This window comes from Litchfieldia alkalitelluris (assembly GCF_002019645.1).
Taxonomy (GTDB): domain Bacteria; phylum Bacillota; class Bacilli; order Bacillales; family Bacillaceae_L; genus Litchfieldia; species Litchfieldia alkalitelluris.
The window spans coordinates 3,699,409-3,718,273 of record NZ_KV917374.1; the positions used below are offsets into that span (position 1 = coordinate 3,699,409).

At 34.9% G+C, this 18,865-nt stretch carries 18 protein-coding genes; 4 read left to right on the forward strand and 14 right to left on the reverse strand.

The genetic code is table 11. The features are described from left to right. Positions 1-595 precede the first annotated feature (595 nt). From BK579_RS17305 to BK579_RS17325, 5 genes are all read right to left on the reverse strand, one after another. Complete coding sequence (locus BK579_RS17305; protein ID WP_078547595.1) at positions 596-1,372, reverse strand: C39 family peptidase; 777 nt, start codon at positions 1,370-1,372, stop codon at positions 596-598. 204 nt (positions 1,373-1,576) lie between these two features. Then, positions 1,577-2,632, reverse strand: a complete 1,056-nt coding sequence (locus BK579_RS17310; protein WP_078547597.1) for a Gfo/Idh/MocA family protein — start codon at positions 2,630-2,632, stop codon at positions 1,577-1,579. A 70-nt stretch (positions 2,633-2,702) separates the two neighbouring features. Beyond that, positions 2,703-3,656 carry a 2-hydroxyacid dehydrogenase family protein gene (locus BK579_RS17315; RefSeq protein ID WP_078547599.1) on the reverse strand — a complete coding sequence of 318 codons (954 nt, stop codon included), beginning with the start codon at positions 3,654-3,656 and terminating at the stop codon, positions 2,703-2,705. A gap of 164 nt (positions 3,657-3,820) precedes the next feature. Continuing rightward, the gene (locus BK579_RS27100; protein ID WP_078547601.1) at positions 3,821-4,111 is read right to left on the reverse strand and encodes a GNAT family N-acetyltransferase; all 291 of its coding nucleotides are present in this window, start codon (positions 4,109-4,111) and stop codon (positions 3,821-3,823) included. Continuing rightward, positions 4,062-4,742, reverse strand: coding sequence for a GNAT family N-acetyltransferase (locus BK579_RS17325; RefSeq protein WP_078547603.1), 681 nt, complete (start codon positions 4,740-4,742; stop codon positions 4,062-4,064). The genes BK579_RS27100 and BK579_RS17325 overlap by 50 nt, the downstream gene beginning before the upstream one ends. A 162-nt stretch (positions 4,743-4,904) precedes the next feature. Here BK579_RS17325 and BK579_RS17330 point away from each other — a divergent pair, with 162 nt between their 5' ends. Next, positions 4,905-5,870 carry a thermonuclease family protein gene (locus BK579_RS17330; protein WP_078547605.1) on the forward strand — a complete coding sequence of 322 codons (966 nt, stop codon included), beginning with the start codon at positions 4,905-4,907 and terminating at the stop codon, positions 5,868-5,870. 171 nt (positions 5,871-6,041) lie between these two features. Beyond that, a complete protein-coding gene (locus BK579_RS17335) occupies positions 6,042-6,221 on the forward strand; it encodes a small acid-soluble spore protein H (RefSeq protein ID WP_078547607.1) in 180 nt (59 codons plus the stop codon). Positions 6,222-6,348: 127 nt separating this feature from the next. Here BK579_RS17335 and BK579_RS17340 read toward each other — a convergent pair whose 3' ends face one another. Then, positions 6,349-6,468 carry a YjcZ family sporulation protein gene (locus BK579_RS17340; RefSeq protein ID WP_078547609.1) on the reverse strand — a complete coding sequence of 40 codons (120 nt, stop codon included), beginning with the start codon at positions 6,466-6,468 and terminating at the stop codon, positions 6,349-6,351. A gap of 127 nt (positions 6,469-6,595) precedes the next feature. After that, the gene (helD, locus tag BK579_RS17345; protein WP_078547611.1) at positions 6,596-8,944 is read right to left on the reverse strand and encodes an RNA polymerase recycling motor HelD; all 2,349 of its coding nucleotides are present in this window, start codon (positions 8,942-8,944) and stop codon (positions 6,596-6,598) included. A 716-nt stretch (positions 8,945-9,660) separates the two neighbouring features. Here helD and BK579_RS17350 point away from each other — a divergent pair. Together BK579_RS17350 and BK579_RS17355 are read left to right on the forward strand one after the other, a co-directional pair. Continuing rightward, entirely contained in the window at positions 9,661-10,392 is a 732-nt protein-coding gene (locus tag BK579_RS17350; RefSeq protein WP_078547613.1) for a lipase family protein, read from the forward strand. Between the two features lie 99 nt (positions 10,393-10,491). Next, positions 10,492-11,775, forward strand: coding sequence for a chloride channel protein (locus BK579_RS17355; RefSeq protein ID WP_235848454.1), 1,284 nt, complete (start codon positions 10,492-10,494; stop codon positions 11,773-11,775). 30 nt (positions 11,776-11,805) lie between these two features. Here the strand turns inward: BK579_RS17355 and BK579_RS17360 are convergent, their stop codons facing one another. The 7 genes from BK579_RS17360 to BK579_RS17390 form a co-directional block, all read right to left on the reverse strand. After that, positions 11,806-12,567 carry a kanamycin nucleotidyltransferase C-terminal domain-containing protein gene (locus tag BK579_RS17360; protein ID WP_139365115.1) on the reverse strand — a complete coding sequence of 254 codons (762 nt, stop codon included), beginning with the start codon at positions 12,565-12,567 and terminating at the stop codon, positions 11,806-11,808. After that, the gene (locus tag BK579_RS17365) at positions 12,567-13,100 is read right to left on the reverse strand and encodes a chloramphenicol phosphotransferase CPT family protein (protein WP_078547615.1); all 534 of its coding nucleotides are present in this window, start codon (positions 13,098-13,100) and stop codon (positions 12,567-12,569) included. Before BK579_RS17365 ends, BK579_RS17360 begins: the two co-directional genes overlap by 1 nt. Before the next feature lie 17 nt (positions 13,101-13,117). Then, positions 13,118-13,744 carry an NUDIX hydrolase gene (locus tag BK579_RS17370; protein ID WP_078547617.1) on the reverse strand — a complete coding sequence of 209 codons (627 nt, stop codon included), beginning with the start codon at positions 13,742-13,744 and terminating at the stop codon, positions 13,118-13,120. A 13-nt stretch (positions 13,745-13,757) separates the two neighbouring features. Continuing rightward, on the reverse strand, positions 13,758-14,222 hold the full coding sequence (locus BK579_RS17375) for an SAM-dependent methyltransferase (protein WP_078547619.1): 465 nt from the start codon (positions 14,220-14,222) through the stop codon (positions 13,758-13,760). 990 nt (positions 14,223-15,212) lie between these two features. Then, positions 15,213-16,490: an IS110 family RNA-guided transposase gene (locus tag BK579_RS17380; RefSeq protein WP_078546627.1), complete on the reverse strand. Its 1,278-nt coding sequence runs from the start codon at positions 16,488-16,490 to the stop codon at positions 15,213-15,215. 359 nt (positions 16,491-16,849) lie between these two features. Continuing rightward, the gene (trhO, locus tag BK579_RS17385; RefSeq protein WP_078547621.1) at positions 16,850-17,815 is read right to left on the reverse strand and encodes an oxygen-dependent tRNA uridine(34) hydroxylase TrhO; all 966 of its coding nucleotides are present in this window, start codon (positions 17,813-17,815) and stop codon (positions 16,850-16,852) included. Between the two features lie 98 nt (positions 17,816-17,913). Next, positions 17,914-18,840 carry a DMT family transporter gene (locus tag BK579_RS17390; protein WP_078547623.1) on the reverse strand — a complete coding sequence of 309 codons (927 nt, stop codon included), beginning with the start codon at positions 18,838-18,840 and terminating at the stop codon, positions 17,914-17,916. Positions 18,841-18,865: the final 25 nt, after the last annotated feature.

The window sequence follows — 18,865 nt, forward strand, 5'->3', positions numbered from 1 at the left end:
AGCAATGAAAAGCGTTGTTTTATTCTCTTTCTCATGCCAAAGCTCAACAATGGGAATGAAAAGAGTTGTTTTATTCTCTTTCTCATGCCAAGGCTCAACAAAGGGAATGAAGAGCGTTGTTTCATTCCCTTTCTCATGCCAAAAGCTCAACAAAGGGAATGAAAAGCATTGTTTCGTTCCCTTTCTCATGCCAAAAGCTCAACAAAGGGAATGAAAAGCATTGTTTTGTTCCCTTTCTCATGCCAAAGCTCAACAAAGGGAATGAAAAGCATTGTTTCGTTCCCTTTCTCATGCCAAAAGCTCAACAAAGGGAATGAAAAGCATTGTTTTGTTCCCTTTCTCATGCCAAGAGCTCAACAAAGGGAATGAAAAGCATTGTTTTGTTCCCTTTCTCATGCCAAAAGCTCAACAAAGGGAATGAAAGATATCTGAGACCGAAAGATCAGTAGTTGTCTAGTTGCTCTCCCTCCACACTGAAGGCACAAAAACATTTTCATCCTCGATGATGCAAATACTCATTGGCACGTTTAAACTTTTAAAACAGAACACAAAAAAACCTAACCCAGTGGATTAGATCTTTTTAAGGCTTTTATGATCACTTTTCAATATCCAGTAAGTTATCGCTAATCTTTAAGGTAATTGCTTGCTGCCCTAATTGTTTCCAACCTGCTAAAAACTTACCAATTTCAACTTTAGAATTCTTTTCTGTCTTAAAAGGATCATTAAAATAAATATATTCTTGATCGAATCCAGTTAACAATACGGAATGCTCTTTCATGGTAATATTGATTTCTCCTGATTCTGTTTCCCAAGTTTGCCAAGCTTCTTTAGGTAGTTTATTAAAGGTACTTGTCACAATTACCCAAACTGGATTTCCTGATAATAAATATTCTTTAACAACATCAAATTCACTTCCGCTAATATTTATAATTTGGTCTGGTAAATACGATTTTGCCAGTTCTTCGATCGGTTGGTGATACACTGCATATCCCGGTTCATTAAATGTATATATATTACCAACAAATCCTTCATTAGGGTTTCCATATATTCCGTTGTTCAAGAACGGCACCTTTGGAATTTCTTCAGCTAGTGTCATTTTGTCCACCTCTACCCCTGCAAATTGCAAAAGCATGGCTAGGCTTGTTACTTCACAACCTCGAGCTAATTCAGGAAATTGGGTAATGATTGGCGCATTAATCAAAGCCTGGTTATTCAACTCCTTATGTGAGACCTCAATCTCTCTTTCTTCATGCTTTACCTTTTCTAACTGTTCATTCGTTAGTTTATGATTGGAATGTGAATCAAATTCTTGACTTGTATTCAATAATCTGAAAATTGTATATAGACAAATGAGATTTATCTTAAAAGTCATTGACTCCCCCTCGCATCAAAAGAAATTCATATCCTAGGATCGATATGTTAAGTTACTAATCCTAACGACAAAGATTACTTTTTTAGCGAGATTGAAAAAAATTAGGCTATCACATTCTATTATATTGGGACAATTTTTATTCATATTAGCTGCTCATGAGGTTACAACGAATAAACTAAAATACAAGGGGTCAACAATTACACTCTAAAGACTACAATTAAGCACTACTTCTCTACCATGACTAGAAGATTTGTAAATTGCGTCAATAATTAAACAAGATGTCACACTACTCACGAGCGAAGATTTAGCTATATTCCCAGTTTGAATACATTCAATAATATGCCGACTCTCTAACAAACATTCATCAGACTCTTCACTTGGAGACTTGATTTCAATATCTATTGGTTCATTAAATTTTTCCGTAAAAAGCTTTATTCCATCTTCATGAACATAAGCTCCACCTTCTGTACCTAATATAGAGAGGAAAGGCCTTATAGTGGGTTCAATATGGGCAGACCAGGTTACATCCAATGAAATGGATGATCCATTATCAAGTTTTATAAGTGCTGTAGCTAAATCATCAACATCAAAATAACCTTGGCCATTCGGACGGCTATTTGGGTCTATTCCTATTTTTTGCCTACCTAGTTCGCCATAAGTTGATCCAAACACTGAACAAGGATTGCAGTCTTCTAGTAGATACAAACAAAGATCTAGAAGTTCCCCTCCTATATCCATTAAAGATCCCCCACCTGATTCACTTAAGCGCGTTTTCCAACTTCCCCAGTTTGGTATACCATTTCTCTTGAACATCCCCGTCTTCACATGATAAATATGGCCAAACTCACCAGATTCAATATATTTCTTTAACTGTTGTATTTGCCATTTCCAGCGCATTGGTCTAAAAACAAAGACCATTTTACCTGTTTTCTCATGAGCCTTATATATTTCTTTAGCGGAAGTGCTGTCTATTCCTAAGGGTTGGTCAAGAATGACATGTTTCCCGGAATGTAATGCCTGAATGGCAAGTGATTTATGCCACTTATTTGGAACAGTAAGAATAACTGCGTCAATCTCAGGATCATCTAATAGATCTTTTACCGACGAATAGACCTTTGGAATAGTTTCATGATGATCAATAAGTGATGAACTTGTCTTAGCGGAAATAGATACTCCCTCTATCTGACAAAAATAGTCGGTATGTATATGTTTCTTTTCAGTTGCTCCAATTACCCCTATCATAACAGTTTTATCTAACATCTGTATCCCCACTTCTCTCTAATTATCATTATAGGAAACAGTTTATGCTAGGGGACTTTATTCGGTACTACTAATTAACTGGAGTTATTGCTTTTTCTCCTTTTAGCACGTTGATTATATTCTGTGCTGCAAGCTTTGCCATCATGTTTCTCGTTTCAACAGTTGCATTTCCAATATGCGGTGTCAACACAACCTGACTCATGCTTTTTAGCTCCTCGGTAATTCTTGGTTCAAACTCAAAAACGTCTAATGCAGCTCCAGCGATTACTTTCTCTCTAAGTGCTTGTACTAAATCGTCTTCCTTTACAATAGGGCCACGGGAAGCATTAATTAAGTAGGCTTCATTTTTCATTGTATTCAGTTCTTTTTCCTTTATTAAATGATGTGTTTCTGTACGATATGGGGAATGAATACTAACATAATCTGACTGTTTTAAAAGTTCTTCCAGTGAAACATATGTAGTTTCATACTCAGATTCAATAGAAGAATCTTTTCGGTTAGGTCCTGTATAAATAATGTTCATTCCAAAAGCACGCGCTCGTTTTGCAACACCCTGACCGATTTTTCCAAGGCCAATAATACCGAGTGTTTTATTTGTTAATTCTCTCCCTAAGAAAAATAGAGGTGCCCACCCGTTAAAACCGGTTGTCCGACATAATTCATCTCCCTCAACAATTCGACGAGAAACAGCTAAAATAATACCCATTGTAAGTTCTGCAGTAGCATCCGTTGAAACTGCAGGTGTATTTGTCACGATAATATTTCTTTCCCGGGCAGTTGAAATATCAACATTATCAAATCCTGCACCAAAGTTTGCGATGATTTTTAAATGATTAGCGTTGTCAATAACTTTCTTCGTTACGGGAGATGATAAGGGACTTAAAAGTGCATCCTTATCAACTACTCTCCTCATTAACTCATCCTCACTAATTACATCATCATTTTCGTATATTTCTATTTCATGATTTTTCAATAACTCATAACCAATATCAGGTATTTTTCCAGATATAAAAATTTTCGCCATGCAATTCACTCCAATACAAAGATAACTTTTAAATCAAACTATTATTACCATACAACTTTTTTAAAGCTTTTGCACTCCTCAAGAGGTGACTTATAACCCGTTTAAGAGCACATTCAAACATGCTCAATATAGAACAACTGATCTAGCTTCGACTTAAACTGATTTTATGATAAGTCCCTAAAAAACACAAAAGAAAAAGCGTGATTATTTATACGAATCCACGCTTTTTGATACATTAGATATAATTTCAAATTTTTTAAAAATTGTTGAAACTCAAGGTAATAAACATCATAATTTGGGAGTTGCTTAAAACCAAGTTTATTAGCAATACTAATTGAATCTTTTCGAAAATATTCAGTCGTCCAACGCGGTGTCCCATTTTTAGCTAAACATTCAATAATGAAGTCACTCGCCATTTTTGGTAGCAATTCCTTTTCCACGATGTGATTTATCATATGTGTTAATTCCAATTTCGTAAATATCCTGACTTACAAAAACGGAAATACATGTACCGATTACTTTTTCTTTATAAGTTGCGCAATAACCAATCCCATGTTCTAGGAATAAATCAATACTTTTCCAAAACTTTAGGATTTCATTTAATACGGTATGACGATCATCACTCTCTATTAATTGCTTATTAATTCTCTTTATCTCATACTCTTTTGATAACTTACGTTTACCAAATGAGGATTGCAAAAAGAGTTCTTTTTGGAATTCAAAAGGAATTCGCTCCCCAGTTTTTAACATATCAAATTGTGATTCTATTACTTTTTTCCATGATTCATGTGGATAGGTTTCTAAATTTAACGTATCCTCACCGATGTTTATTGCTTCAGGAAAAATAGTAGATTTTAAATATGACAAAATTTCTTCATTAAAGATTAGATTACTTGAATCACCAATTAAATAATACATCTCATTTTTCGCCCAAACCAGAGCAGTGTTTGGTGATTCTAAATAATCTGTATAAATCTCACCACGTTGATTCCCCTCAATAACTCCTTGAATAATAGGATTAAAACGAAAAGGCGATACTAGTTTGTTTATTTTTTTGTAATCTTTTAACTCTAACTTATAAATCATTTCAAGATCCCTCAATTCAGTTCATTTTTTATGACTAAAATAAAAAATGAATACAGGAAGACTTTAGGCATTTTCGTATCTTCTCACCTCCTATCTTTATAGTAGTATAGCTGTATATATTTAACAAACTTTTTTCCTATCTATCCAACTAAAGTGAATTATATGGTATTATTACTATTGCCATATTGTATAAGGGGGAATTTTGAGATTAATAAATTTAGATTTCTAATATGTATAGGGTTTGTCCTTCTTTTTATCCCCGAATTAACTGAGGCACATAACGGTTCAAGAGATGAGTTAGGTGGCCATTTTCGCAATGCAGATTGTGTCTATCTATTACATGAACCCACATCTTTAGCCCAATCCGCACAAAATAAAAGCGAACTCGTACAACTAATACAACAATATAATGGGAACGAACATTGCAAAACTAGTCTAGATGAAAGTAAGGTTGAGTTAGAAGGATATTCCTTTAATAGTGATGTAGATCATAATGGTAATGAAGAACTTAGTATTGATTCATCACCCGTGGTCACTTCCTCTGATTTACTACTTGGCGCAAAGTATAATGCCATATTGAAACAATGCACTGATGGCGATACTGCACAATTTATTATTAACGGAACTACTTACAAAACAAGGTTTCTTTACATTGATACGCCTGAAAGTACAAATAAAGTCGAACCTTTCGGGAAGGAAGCAAGTGAATTCACTTGTGCTTTTTTACAAAAAGGAAAAATTGTACTTGAAACTGATGGACTTGAATTATTCGATAAATATGACAGATTATTGGCATGGGTATGGGTCGACAATCAACTTCATCAAGAAGAAATTACAAAAATCGGCCTTGTGAAAAAATTTTATGATTATGGCAACTATAAATATGAAGATAGAATTCATGAGGCAATGGAAGAAGCTAGGTCCAGTCAACTCGGGCTATACGGAAAAGAAGGTAGCAATTCCAATCATACATCTAACGAGAACAATCTGAATCAACATGAAGATGTAAACCAAGAGGAACCTGGAGAACACTCTAATCCTTCCGAAAAACCAAATACCCTTCCTACTTTCGTCACTGGGGCATTAATTATTATTGTAGCTATTGCTTTCTTATTTTTCAAAAAATAACCGTAGTATGATAAACACAGTAAAGACGCTTCAAGGATGAAGGGCGTCTTTTTACTATCTTTTAAAATTGAAATAGAGGCTTGTCAAATTAATAGACCAGTTATAACTAAAAATGATATGTATATTTTAAAAAATAAAACCGAAAATAAGTTACAAAAGGAGGGGGATTAAATGAATATCCAAAGAGCTAAAGAGATTGCTACATTACCGGAGATGGTCAATGTTACATACAACGGGACACCTATCTACATTCAACATGTTGATGACGATGCTGAGACCGCTAGGATTTTCCCATTAGAACAACCACAAAATGAAAAAAACGTACCAATTACTCAACTCATAGAGCATTAAGAAGAGCGCTTGCGGCTCCTGAAGGCTTTGGACTACAACTAACTAGGTAAAATTTTTAAACTCTTAAGACGTTTAAAAAGAAGCCAACTCAAGTTGGCTTCTTCTATTTGTTAACTTAATTTATGAATTAATAAACCCCATATCCACCATACCAGCTTGCGCCGATAATAATTAATAAGATGAATAAAACAATTAATAAAGCAAATCCTCCACTAAATCCTGTTGTTGCACCTGCTACTGCACCCACTTATAACATCTCCTTTAAATTATATGATGCTAAACAATAACATGGTATGCAGCAATTACCCAATTTGTTCAATAAACCTAACTTCACTTAAAGTTTTAACCAGAAAATAAAAGGTTTCCTCAACGATTTAGGTAGCATTCTTGATGACGAATGTATCGTCTGATACATTATCGAAAAAAGAACTTCTTTTACCTAAGCTAAATAAATACAATTCATGCATCGCTCTTGTACAAGCAGTATAAAAAAGATTCAGTTCAGAAGCGTGATGATAGCGGTCGTTTGAACAATTATAGATAACAACCGCATCAAATTCTATTCCCTTAGCTAAGTATGCCGGTATGATTAAAACACCCTGATCAAACTCACTGGTTTTACTATTTACTAATTTTAGGTGAAGCGTATCCTTTAGGTCATTATAAGCTTTACTACTTTCACTTGATGTCTTACAAATAATAGCAATCGTCTTATGGCCTTCTCCTTGAAGTGCTTTTACACACTCCAAGACACCGTTGTTTAAATTCTCTAAAGTATCCATTTCCGTTAATATTGGCTTATTTCCATTTCGATTAAATGGTTCAATTTCACCTCCACCCGCAACAAGACCCCTTGTAAATTCTACAATTTGCTTCGTTGATCTATAACTTCTCATAAGTTTAATTATTTCTTGGTTTTCACTTTCATTTGACCCTTCTGAAAAAACACTTGAGTTATTCATTGCATGAGTATAAATGGTTTGATTAATATCACCAAGAATTGTCATAGAGCTATTTGGGAATAATTCCTTAAAAAAAGCAAATTGAAAGGGTGAATAATCCTGCGCTTCATCAATAAATAAGTGACGAATTGTTGTTTCTGTTTGTTTTCCTTCTATTTGATCTTGAAGATATAGAAAAGGTGTTGCATCTTCATTGGATAAATGTTGGTCATTTATCCTTTCAATTGTGAATTTGCAGATTTCATCCCAACAATCCGGCAATTGAGATTGAATATCTTTGTTCTTAATGCTCCAATGTAGCATATTAATGTAGTTTGCTTTCAGATTTATGAATCCATAGTCTCTTACCGCTTTTTTTATAGGTTTAAAGTTCCTTTTTATCACGATTTTTGCAAGTAACTGTTCTTCACGTTCATAATCATCAAATGTATTTTCAGTGAATCTATTATCATTTTGGAGCTTATTATACGCTTTTAAATAGTCTTCACGGTCTAACAGCTCAGACTCCTCTATAACCCAATCCTTTTGTCTCTCAACCTTTTGAATCTTTACTAATTTTTTCAATAGCCACTCTGACACCATTTGAATGCGATTTGCTATTGATATATTGTTATCAATGGAATAAAAGTATTTCTCAATTTGCTTAGAGGTTATGATGGTATCTCCTCGAAAATCAATATTCTTAAAGATTAATCCCTTCTCATTTAGAGTGAAAACATATTGATCAATCAACTTCTTGTAATCAAGACTCGCCTTGAAGTGAATACTTTCAGTTCTTATTGAATATAACGGGTCCTTTATGTCATTGAGGACATATTCAATTTGAGTGAAGGGGTCTTCAACCTTAAACTTGTTTCCTAAGCGGTGTTCTAGATAAGCTTGAAACGTGGTTTGCTTCATATTTTCTTCCCCAAGCTCTGGAAGAACTGTTCCTACATAGCTATTAAACATTGGGTTTGGAGAAAAAAGCATTATATTGTCTGCACTAATCGTTTTTCTGTGTTTATACAATAAATATGCTACACGCTGTAAAGCAGCAGATGTTTTACCACTTCCTGCTACTCCCTGAACAATTAACATTTTACTTTTTTCATTTCGGATAATTTGATTTTGTTCCCTCTGGATTGTTGAAACGATGCTTCTCATCTGCGTATTTGCTTGGTTCCCTAAAACCTCTTGTAAAATTTCATCTCCAATGGTAACTCCAGTTTCAAACATACTCTTAATCCAGCCATCTCGAATGATGAACTGTCTTTTCAATTTCATCTCACCATCAATTTCACCTGAAGGAGTACTGTAATGAGCAGGTCCAGGGGCGTAATCGTAATACAGACTAGAAATTGGGGCGCGCCAATCATAAATGACAAAATTCTCTTCTGCTTCATCCATTAGAGAAGTGATACCCAAATAGATCTGATCTACTTGGCTTTCACCTTCTTCAAGAAAATCCACTCTTCCAAAATAAGGGGAATGCTTAAGTCGTTCTAAATTTTTCATTTGCTGATAAAATTGCTTATGACTTCTTTCACGCTCTGACAAAAGCTCTGTCTGCTGCTTAATACTTGTAAATGTTTCACCTATATCATCTGGTTCATCGAAATTAACAGTAACATCTTCCCAAAAGTCTGTACGAATACCGATAATATCTTTTTTTAATCCGCCGGTATTTCGTTCAAGTCGATCCTTCTTTTTATCAATAAGTTCCATCACTTGATTTACGCGATTTTGTTCAATTGCTAGGTCTTTATTTGATTCTGTCATATTTCACACTCCAATCAAAAGCTTTGACATTCGACAAGTTATATCTTATAATTATAATTAAGTTATTTTATGAAACGGATATGTAAACGCTAAAAAATGTTAGACCAAATTTAATGTTAACATAAAAAATATATGAATTCAAGAACATTTCTATATGTATTATAAGCTGACTTTTTAAAAGTCAGCTTTTTTATTGCCTTTTCACCTATTTTGTCCACCCCTTCCTAGTGACTCCCTTAGTAATGCAAATACCCTTCATTAAAAATACTACACAACTTAAATATATAGTGGTTATTTCACAAAACCATACATCCTTAATTTTACATTTCACATAACGTTCATATTAGATGAGATGGAAAAGTGATACACTAAAAAACAAAGCATTATTAACTAATAATATTTCTAAGAAGGGGTGTTCAAGGCAGATAGGAATTCATTATTTAGTTTTAATCAAATAAATTATGGTACAAATGAGGCTCTGTTAATTTTTAATTTTTAACGTTAGGTATCCTAGACTCTGATATTGATTGTTTAATTCCTCTTAGACCTTCTCTGCTTCTTCACCCTCTCCCTTACCTTATATAACATTATAGTCTCTAAATAAAACTGAATTCCCCACCATTATTAAGACCGTAAAATTATTGTTCAGTGTGACACACCATATCAAACTTTTTCAGTATATTAGTAATAGAGCGTACGTGATAGGGGTGTCTTAAATGACTAACGGTAAATTCAATAAAAACTTAGCATTATACTTATTAAAGATATGTAAGCTTACTTATGATCAATTTGACCATGATGGCAGCTTCAGTATTCCGAATAACGCAAAGGTTCTTAAGGTTTTCAAAGCTAAATCTTTTGATTCACTTGAATGGTTTGGCTTTATTTTAGAAAAAGATGATTCTGTAATAACAGCCTTTCGGGGAACCGATTCGGATCCCGACTGGATCTCAGATGCTGAAGTTTTTCAGTCAAGCTTCCCATATTCTACTGATAAAAAACTTTTAGTTCATGATGGTTTTCTATCCATTTATCAATCCTGCCGAGACGAAATTCTAAAGTCTTATTCAACAGTATCAAAGAACAATAAGAAACTATTTATAACTGGTCATAGCTTAGGAGCAGCTATCGCTACACTGCATGCCCTTGATACTGCGATGAACACAGATTTCAAAGATGTAAACGTGATTAATTTTGCGTCACCAAGAGTAGGAAATCAGGAATTCGCAAATAACTATAATCAACTGATTAATAAAAGCACTCGGTTCGTTAATCAAGACGATATCATCCCTCTGCTCCCTCCGGAAAAAATACAGTGTCCATTCACTAAAAAGGATTGGAAATATTCACATGTAGATTCTCCACTAAATTTCAGAATTCAAACTGGAAGTCTTGCAGGGAACCATGCTTTAACTACCTATAAAGAAGGCGTTAAATTATTGGATTAGTTTCATTAATACAAGAAATCTGTCAATATTCTCAATAATAAATTGATAATATCTTATAAAAACGGTAAAGCTACCATTAAAAAAATGGAGGCTTTCTTTGTGAAAAGTGGGATAAAAGGGGATTCGAACTTCTTTATAAGCATTCTAAAGTGGGTCTTACTAGGTTGTTTCATCGGTATTTTTATAGGCTCTTTCACAGCCTTGTTACTTCTTACCCTCGACTTCCTTACCGAAAAACGTGAAGGAAACTCTTGGTTCTTATACCTTTTACCACTCGCTGGAATTTTTATTGCTTATATCTACAAAAGGTTTGGGAAGGATTCAATAAAAGGAAATAATCTGATTATGGAGGATATTCAAGGCCGCGGGAAAACTCGAAGAAGAATGGGGATTATTGTTTTTATTGGTACATTCATTACACATCTATTTGGTGGATCGACAGGACGTGAGGGAGCTGCTGTTCAAATGGGCGGCAGTATTGCTGAAACAACCAACCGAATTTTTAATTTAAATTTAACTGATCGTAAAATCCTACTAATGAGTGGGGTTAGTGCTGGTTTTGGGTCAGCTTTTGGAACACCCTTAACTGGAACGATATTTGGTATGGAGTTATATTTTATTGGAAAAATGAAATATGAAGCACTTATCCCCTGTTTTACAGCAAGTTTTATTGGTCATTATATAACAACTAAATGGGGAGTTAAGTATGAACACCATGTCATTAAGGAAGTTCCTGACCTAACAACAATTACTACCTTTAAAGTAATTATTTTATGTATCATTTTTACCATAATAAGTATTCTCTACAGTATCTTAAGATATAGTACAGAGGTTTATTCAAAAAGATACCTAAAAGAACCTATGCTAAGAGCTTTTGTTGGAGGAATTTTAATTGTTGGCTTAGTGTTTCTCTTAGGAGGATCTCGAGACTATACTGGTCGGGGTTTAAAAATGGTAAACAAAGCATTTGAAGGCGATGTTCCGCCTTTTGCATTTTTGGGCAAACTTGTGTTCACTGCGATTACAATGGGCACTGGCTTTGTAGGTGGAGAAGCAGTTCCCTTATTCTTTATGGGGGCAACTCTAGGAAATACCTTAGCAGATTTTTTTAATTTACCGACTACATTCTTAGCAGCATTAGGAATGATTACTGTATTTGCGGGAGCTGCTAATACTCCTATTTCATGTTTTATCTTAGCTATAGAATTGTTTAACGGTAAAGGATACGAGTATTTTTTCATTGCATGTATAATAAGTTACATATTTTCTGGGAGATATGGTGTTTGGCCTTCGCAACAGTTATTTGAACCAAAAAGTAGAATGTTAAATCAAGCTAATGGAACCTCGCTCTCTGAGTTGTTCAAAAAACAAAAAACCACATAATTGTCCTTATTAGCAAGGACTCTTATGTGATTAAAAAGGCAAATGCTTTGTTTCATACTCAATTCCTAGCTCTTGAAACCAACTATTCAAACCGGTCCATAGATCCTCGCAACTAAAATAAGTTTTTTTAATATCTTGCAAATTTCCTCTTAGTAGTAATGTAACGAGCTCCTGATAACCAGTTGGTTTTGAGTTCATTCCTAATGACTGCTTAAATGTTGAAACCCTTGTCGTATAGTATCGCTTGTTTGCAAGTCCAATTAGCTTTGCTGTTTGCCATGCGAAATCCTTCGCTAAAAAGGTTATGAATTCGCAATCCTCTGATTCAACTAGGTTTCTAATTTTTCCCATTGTTTCGTAAGGCTCCCATACCATAAATTCCATCATAACTGCCTTTATATCATCTTCCGATATGTCTAAAGGTAATTGATTGTTCATTCGAAAAAAATCGGTAGGATCATATATTGGGCTAATATCAATAAAAGAACCTGCCCAGATGGCCCAAGAGTCATCAATTCTTTTCGCCCTCTTTATCCAGTCACTTTTTTGCCTTAGATTTAGTTCGATTTTAAACCCATCATAAACAAATTCATAACTCTTTTGAACAAACCCATCATTTGTGACAATATGCATTTCTATATCAGAATACGGCATTTCTGTATTTCGTCCGATTGACCCATATGCTCCGATTGCAATCAATTGATCACCAAACTTATTAATTAATTTATTCTTTATAATATTTATCATTTGTTGTTTTTCGGCATTAGACGTTGGTACTGGAAACGTAAGCATCACTTATCCCCTATTCCACTGCTTAGACTATCATGATTAATTAAGAAAGTAATGATTTGATTTGCACATTGTTCTAGACTGTCTGTATATGTATTTACTTCAATATGATATGGCTCATTTTGTTTATGAACAAAACTCGCTTGGTTAAGGGCTTGACCAATCAATCGATCTCCCCGAAAAGTTTCTCTTCGTTCCAGTTCTTTTTGTGGACAATGTACTCCTACAAATAATACTGGGTATCCAGTTAGAGTTCGTAGGCAATCATCTAAGGTCTGATAATTATGAAGAACATGATCTACAATTAAATTCACTCCATTATCAGAGAACATAGCAATATTTCTATGATAAAACGTTTCGGTAGCAATAGGGATTAATCTCCCGTTTTGGCGATCTTCCATTTTTTCTATAATATGATCAAATTCATCGAGACTAAAGTGAAAGAAATGCGGTAACTTTTCGACTAACACTTTAGACAAACTTGTTTTTCCCGAGCTCGAAACACCATTTAATAAAATAATTTTCCCCTTGTTCATCACAATCCCTTTGAATCCTATATATTTAACTGTTGCTTCATCTTTTTAATGATAGTATCAAAGTATTGTCGTTCATGTTGAACAAAATCATTCATTCCTACTTTCATTTCAATAAATTCCTTTTCTCCTAATTTATTATATTTAAATCCTGCTACGATAATGTTCTGAATCTTACCCATCCACAAATCAGAAATTTCGTTGAATTCTGCTTTAACAATTCCTGACAGTTCTTCTTTCTGAATGTTGAACTCATTAAGATTTATATACTTAGGATATAAATAAACATGGCATAGCTCATTATCGATAAAACTACCAATCTGCAATGAATTTCTAATGGTCCCTAAAGAAACTAACTCTTCAAAAGCAACTGAGATACCTAGCTCTTCTTCCACCTCTCTCACTCCATCAACAACCGTTTCTGTAGATAGTAAATGTCCAGCAGCAGTTATATCTAGTAAGTTTGGAAAATCCTTTTTATCTTCACTTCGAATTTGAAGATATATATAATTTCTATTATTCGCCCTTGTGATGAACCAACAATGAAATGTTTCATGAAGATAACCTACTTTATGAACATCCTCACGGGATGCTTCGCCAATTCTTTCTCCAGTATCAGTAAATATAGCTAAATGTTCTTTAATCATTAGCAACCCCTTTTTAATTCCAATAGTTTTTCATAATTTCTCTGGACCAATCTGGTTGAGAAATGGTTTCCCTTGGTAAGAATTCTTTCATGACGGGCTTAATGTCGAGTACCGGTGTACCGTTTATACAATCTAATCCCTGAACATACAGTTCTCTTCCTTCTTTTTTCACAAGCTTAACCGTTGTTAATCCTATGCGATTCGGACGGTTTTTCCCTCTTTGAGCAAAAATTCCTACCTTAGGAAGATTTTTATTGTTTCTAGGATGTCGTGCATCAGTAACAATTTTATCATCCTCTACCATATGGAAGTAATAAATAATCTCAAGGTGGGAAAATGTATCAATTTCGTTTATACAGTCCTCATTGAATGATTCAGATATTTTTATTCTAGATATAACGTTTCCCCAGTGATCATCCTCAATTACTTCTCGTTCATTGAATACAAAACCAATTGGATTTAATGTAATGACACTCATTGTATCATCTCCTTGTTCAATTGAATTCGTGTGAATTTAATTTAGGTTCGAAATAATTATATAATTCATTTATATAGGTTACCATAATTTTCTATCTGTATTTTTGAAAAGGATACTTTTAGATGGGTGATTTCCATATATCTACCCTGAAAAACGAAAAGCGGAAGGCGCTCGATCATCGGCGACAGGCATAAGGCGAGACTGCTAGAAGGTTGTTCTTTAACCTTCTAGGGTGGATTGACTTAGACCTGAGAGCCGATAGCGCCTGGAGCTAGACACTAAGCTAAGTATAATTTTTCATACTCCATGGTGCGAAATACTTATTTAGCATGGATGTCTACCCTGAAAAAAGAAATGCGGAAGGCGCTCGTTCATCGGCGACAGGCATAAGACAAGACGGCTAGAAGGTTGCTCTTTAACCTTCTAGGGTGGATTGACTTAGACCTGAGAGCCGATAGCGCCTGGAGCTAGACACTAAGCTAAGTATAATTTTTCATCCTCCATGGTGCTAATTTTAATTAGCATAGAAGTCTACCCTGAAAATAACATTGGTTGTGGAGTTCCATGAGCTGCGATCCACCTGCTTTCCGCGGGGTGGTCCGTGAGCCTCCCTCTATAAATGTTGCTATATCAACGCTTCAAAGAGCTTTTAGCTCTTTAAAAAAATATTTTCAGTTAGATAACTATCTTAAAAGTGTATTAATATTACATATTTACATAACTATGGTAACTACAAGATACGCTTCGCTAGAGTCAATTGGTATAAATTGACATAGAATCTTATGTGATGCACTATGGATCTCTGCGAATCTTATGACGACGTACCCTCCCATGTCTCTTGGCGTCAAGCGCGTACATTCCTTCGTTCGGTCTTTTCATAAGGCAGAGGCTGGCGGTGCTCCTCGGGGGACTCATGGTCTAATGGCTCGTTTGTTGCCGGCTTCTCCGTGTCATCCTAATGTCAAAAGTAATAACTAGAAAATGAAAAGCTTAAGCTGCCCCTTCGAGGCAAGAGAGGTCGTTCATCATACTTGTATGACTAAAATATATCTTCTTTTTACTTAGCGCGTGAACAATCTTTAATAACTTACAACAGAGTACTACCATGGCTTCTTTTTTCCTAAGAGGATTGATCCTCCTGGTCGTGTAATACTTATACATTGATTTAAATGCCGAATTATGTTGTATAAGTGGGAGGATTACCCGGAATAGAATAGCTCTTAGCTTCTTCCTCCCCCGCTTAGAAATCTTTTTTTGACCTTTATGTTGTCCAGATGAATTCTCACGTAATGTTAGTCCCGCTAGTTTAATAATTTGGCGTGGATGCTCATAATGCGTGGGGGAACCCATCTCTGATAATAGTTCTACAACTGTGTTTTCGCCAATCCCTGGAACTGACAAAATGTATTCATACTCAGCTAGCTGTGCTGCCAATTCACGTAACCTTTCTGAAAGTTCATCGAATTGTTGAGAGAGTAGGTTAAACTGAGACATTAAAGTGGCAATCTCATAACGGGCCATCTGTAATCCCTCTGTTAAGCCTATGGACTCTTCAGATACAATCAATAATTCATTAACCTTACCTTTCGGTACACATTTAAGGTAATCTACTGTTCGATATAATTCTACTAGCTCATGAATTTCTTTCCCTTTAACATCACTTGGTAGAGGTGACTTTTCTAGTACCGCACAAGCTGTTTTACCTAGTTTCTTAAAGACTAGATGGAACTCTGGGAAAAAGCGATCAATCCAACGAATAATGCGATTTCTAAGAGCGGAAAGATCTTCTTGGATCTTTGACCTTAAAGACGCTCCATTTCGGAGCTCTGCTTCAATACCTTCTAAGATTCGAGGGTAACTAAACCTTCCATCACGAACCAACTGAGCGATAACACGGGCATCCTTTTTATCATTTTTGGTTTGTAGATTGTCATCTAGCTCTTTTGTTCTGTTTACATGTAAGGGATTAACCATTACAAAACGAATGCCTAAATTAACTAAATAAGAGGCAAGATTCATCCAATAGTGTCCTGTTGGTTCAAAACCAATAATCAATTCTGATTTATCGTGTTTCTCTTGTAGAGAGACGATTGTGCTGTGTAAATAATCAAAGTCATGACGAGCATTCATAAAAGCAAATGACTTTTGTAACACACGCCCTCGGTCATCGATAGCGCATGCGTAATGTTTATTCTTAGCAATATCAATTCCAACAACTAAGGTATTTTCAGATACTTGATTAATTTTATAATTCATATTACGATTCATAAGTAGTCCTCCTACATGGTAATGAGTCAATTTGGTCGTTGACACTCATGCATCATATATGAGGGCTATTTTTTTTTCAAGTACCTTTAAAGTTATAAAACAGGAATGCTCCTCGTCGCCAGGGGCGGGCTCCTGTGGGGTCTCACGAGACCACTGGATCCCGCAGTCAAGTGGCTCTCCGCTCATTCCACACTTAGTAAGTACACTATTTTCATTCTCCATGTACGAATCGAATTTAAGGGTTAGGCTATGGGAAGAAAAGATGCCACTCCACTTATTTCATAGTGTTTTCTATCACGGTTCAAGAGCAACAAATTTCACGAAAATAGCCAAATAAAAAAAGAATAAGGGTCGATTCCTTATTCTACAGTTACTTTATTCTCTTCAATTTTCTTTAGTCTTAACTGAACTTCTTCTTCGGACAGTCCATGCTCTTGAACATATCGATTACTTGGGTGGATTCTGCATTCATGTGAACAACTTCTTAAATAAAAATGTTCATTTTTCTCTGATGATAAGATGTGTTTATTACAATCAGGATTTCCACATTTTACGAATCGTTCACAGGGTTCACCTGTATAATAGTCTTTCCCAACGACATTATGTTCTCTTTGGTTTACTTGGACTCCTATACGTTCATCAAAAACATAACATTGGCCGTCCCAGAGTTCCCCTTGTACTTCTGGATCTTTGCCGTATGTGACAATCCCACCATGAAGTTGAGAAACATCTTCAAATCCTTCTTTCAGTAACCAACCTGAAAACTTTTCACATCGTATTCCACCCGTACAGTAGGTTAGAATTTTTTTACCTTCTAGCATCTCTTTGTTATTTCTAATCCAATCCGGTAGTTCTCGAAACGAATTAATATCAGGTTTAATTGCTCCTCGAAAATGCCCAAGGTCATATTCATAATCATTTCTAGCGTCAATAACGACAGTATCGTGAGCTTTCATTGATTCATAAAATTCCTTAGGAGATAAATACTTTCCAGTTAATTCTAAAGGGTTGACATCATCCTCTAATCTTAATGTCACAAGCTCATTTCTAGGTCGAACCTTCATCTTTTTAAATGCGTGCCCATCCGCCTCATCTATTTTATAAATCATATCCTCAAATCGAGTGTCTTCTTTCATATACTTCATGTAAGCATCTGTTTGGTCGATTGTCCCAGACACTGTACCATTTATTCCTTCTTTAGCTACAATAATTCGACCCATTAAGCCGATTTTATTACAAAGTTCTAAATGCTCTGCCGCAAACTCTTGAGGGTCGTAAATATGAACATATTTGTAATATAAAAGGACTCTGTATTGATTTTCCATTTGTTTACCACCTTATTAATTATCCAGTCTTCATAAGAAGAAATATACGGTTACTATAGCAAAGCCTAGACATCATTTCAATCTCTAACTCATTCACATTAAATCGCATTTTTGCTGAGCACTTTATTGTTCCTGAAGATTCGTTTTTTATCTAAGGCACCAGAACCGAATAAAACTCCTACAACAATAAACAAAAAGCCAAATATTTGAAGAACCGTAATGGTCTCCTTCAAGAAAAAGAACGAACCAAGTAAAGCAAAGAACGGAATTAAATTAATAAAAATAGCTGCTTCTGCCACACCGATTTCTTGGATTGCCCTGTTATAAATCATGTGTGATATTCCAGTGGCAAATATAGCTGAAGCAAAAAATATCGTCCAAACACCAATTGTTCCATTCTTCATGGATTTTAGTCCACTTGGTTCTATGATCATACTTATGATGTAAAGAATTAATGAACCAAAAATAAGCATATATGCAGTCATTACAGTTGGATCTAACTTTGAAGTTACTTTTTTGATCATTACGAAGCTAAACCCTTGTGTAGCAATTGACAAGAACACGAATAAATCACCCATTGAAATAGAGGTAATGCTATCCCCGCCGTTAAGTATGACAAAACAAACCCCTGTAAATCCAGTTAAGACTCCAATCGCCTTCTTAATGGAGAGTTTATTTTTCAGTATGAGAGTTGATAAAATCACAGAGATTAATGGGGAAAGTCCTAAAATAAGACCAGCATTAGATGCGGTTGTTTTTGTTAGACCAAGTGATAGGAACACATGATGTCCAACAACATTAAACAATGAAGCTATGAAAATATATCGAATGTTTAAAAAAGATATTTTTTTCAGTTTTCCCATCAGCAACAATATGAGTAATGCGACAATACCTGCCGTGAAGATGCGAAAAGAAGTCATAGTTACCGGGGAGAAATTTGTGACTAATATTTTAGTAGCTATAACGTTCAATCCCCAAAGCATGGTCACAAATAATAGTGAAGAATATAAGACTGACTTTGACATAGATGTTCCTCCAATTGAAGTGAAA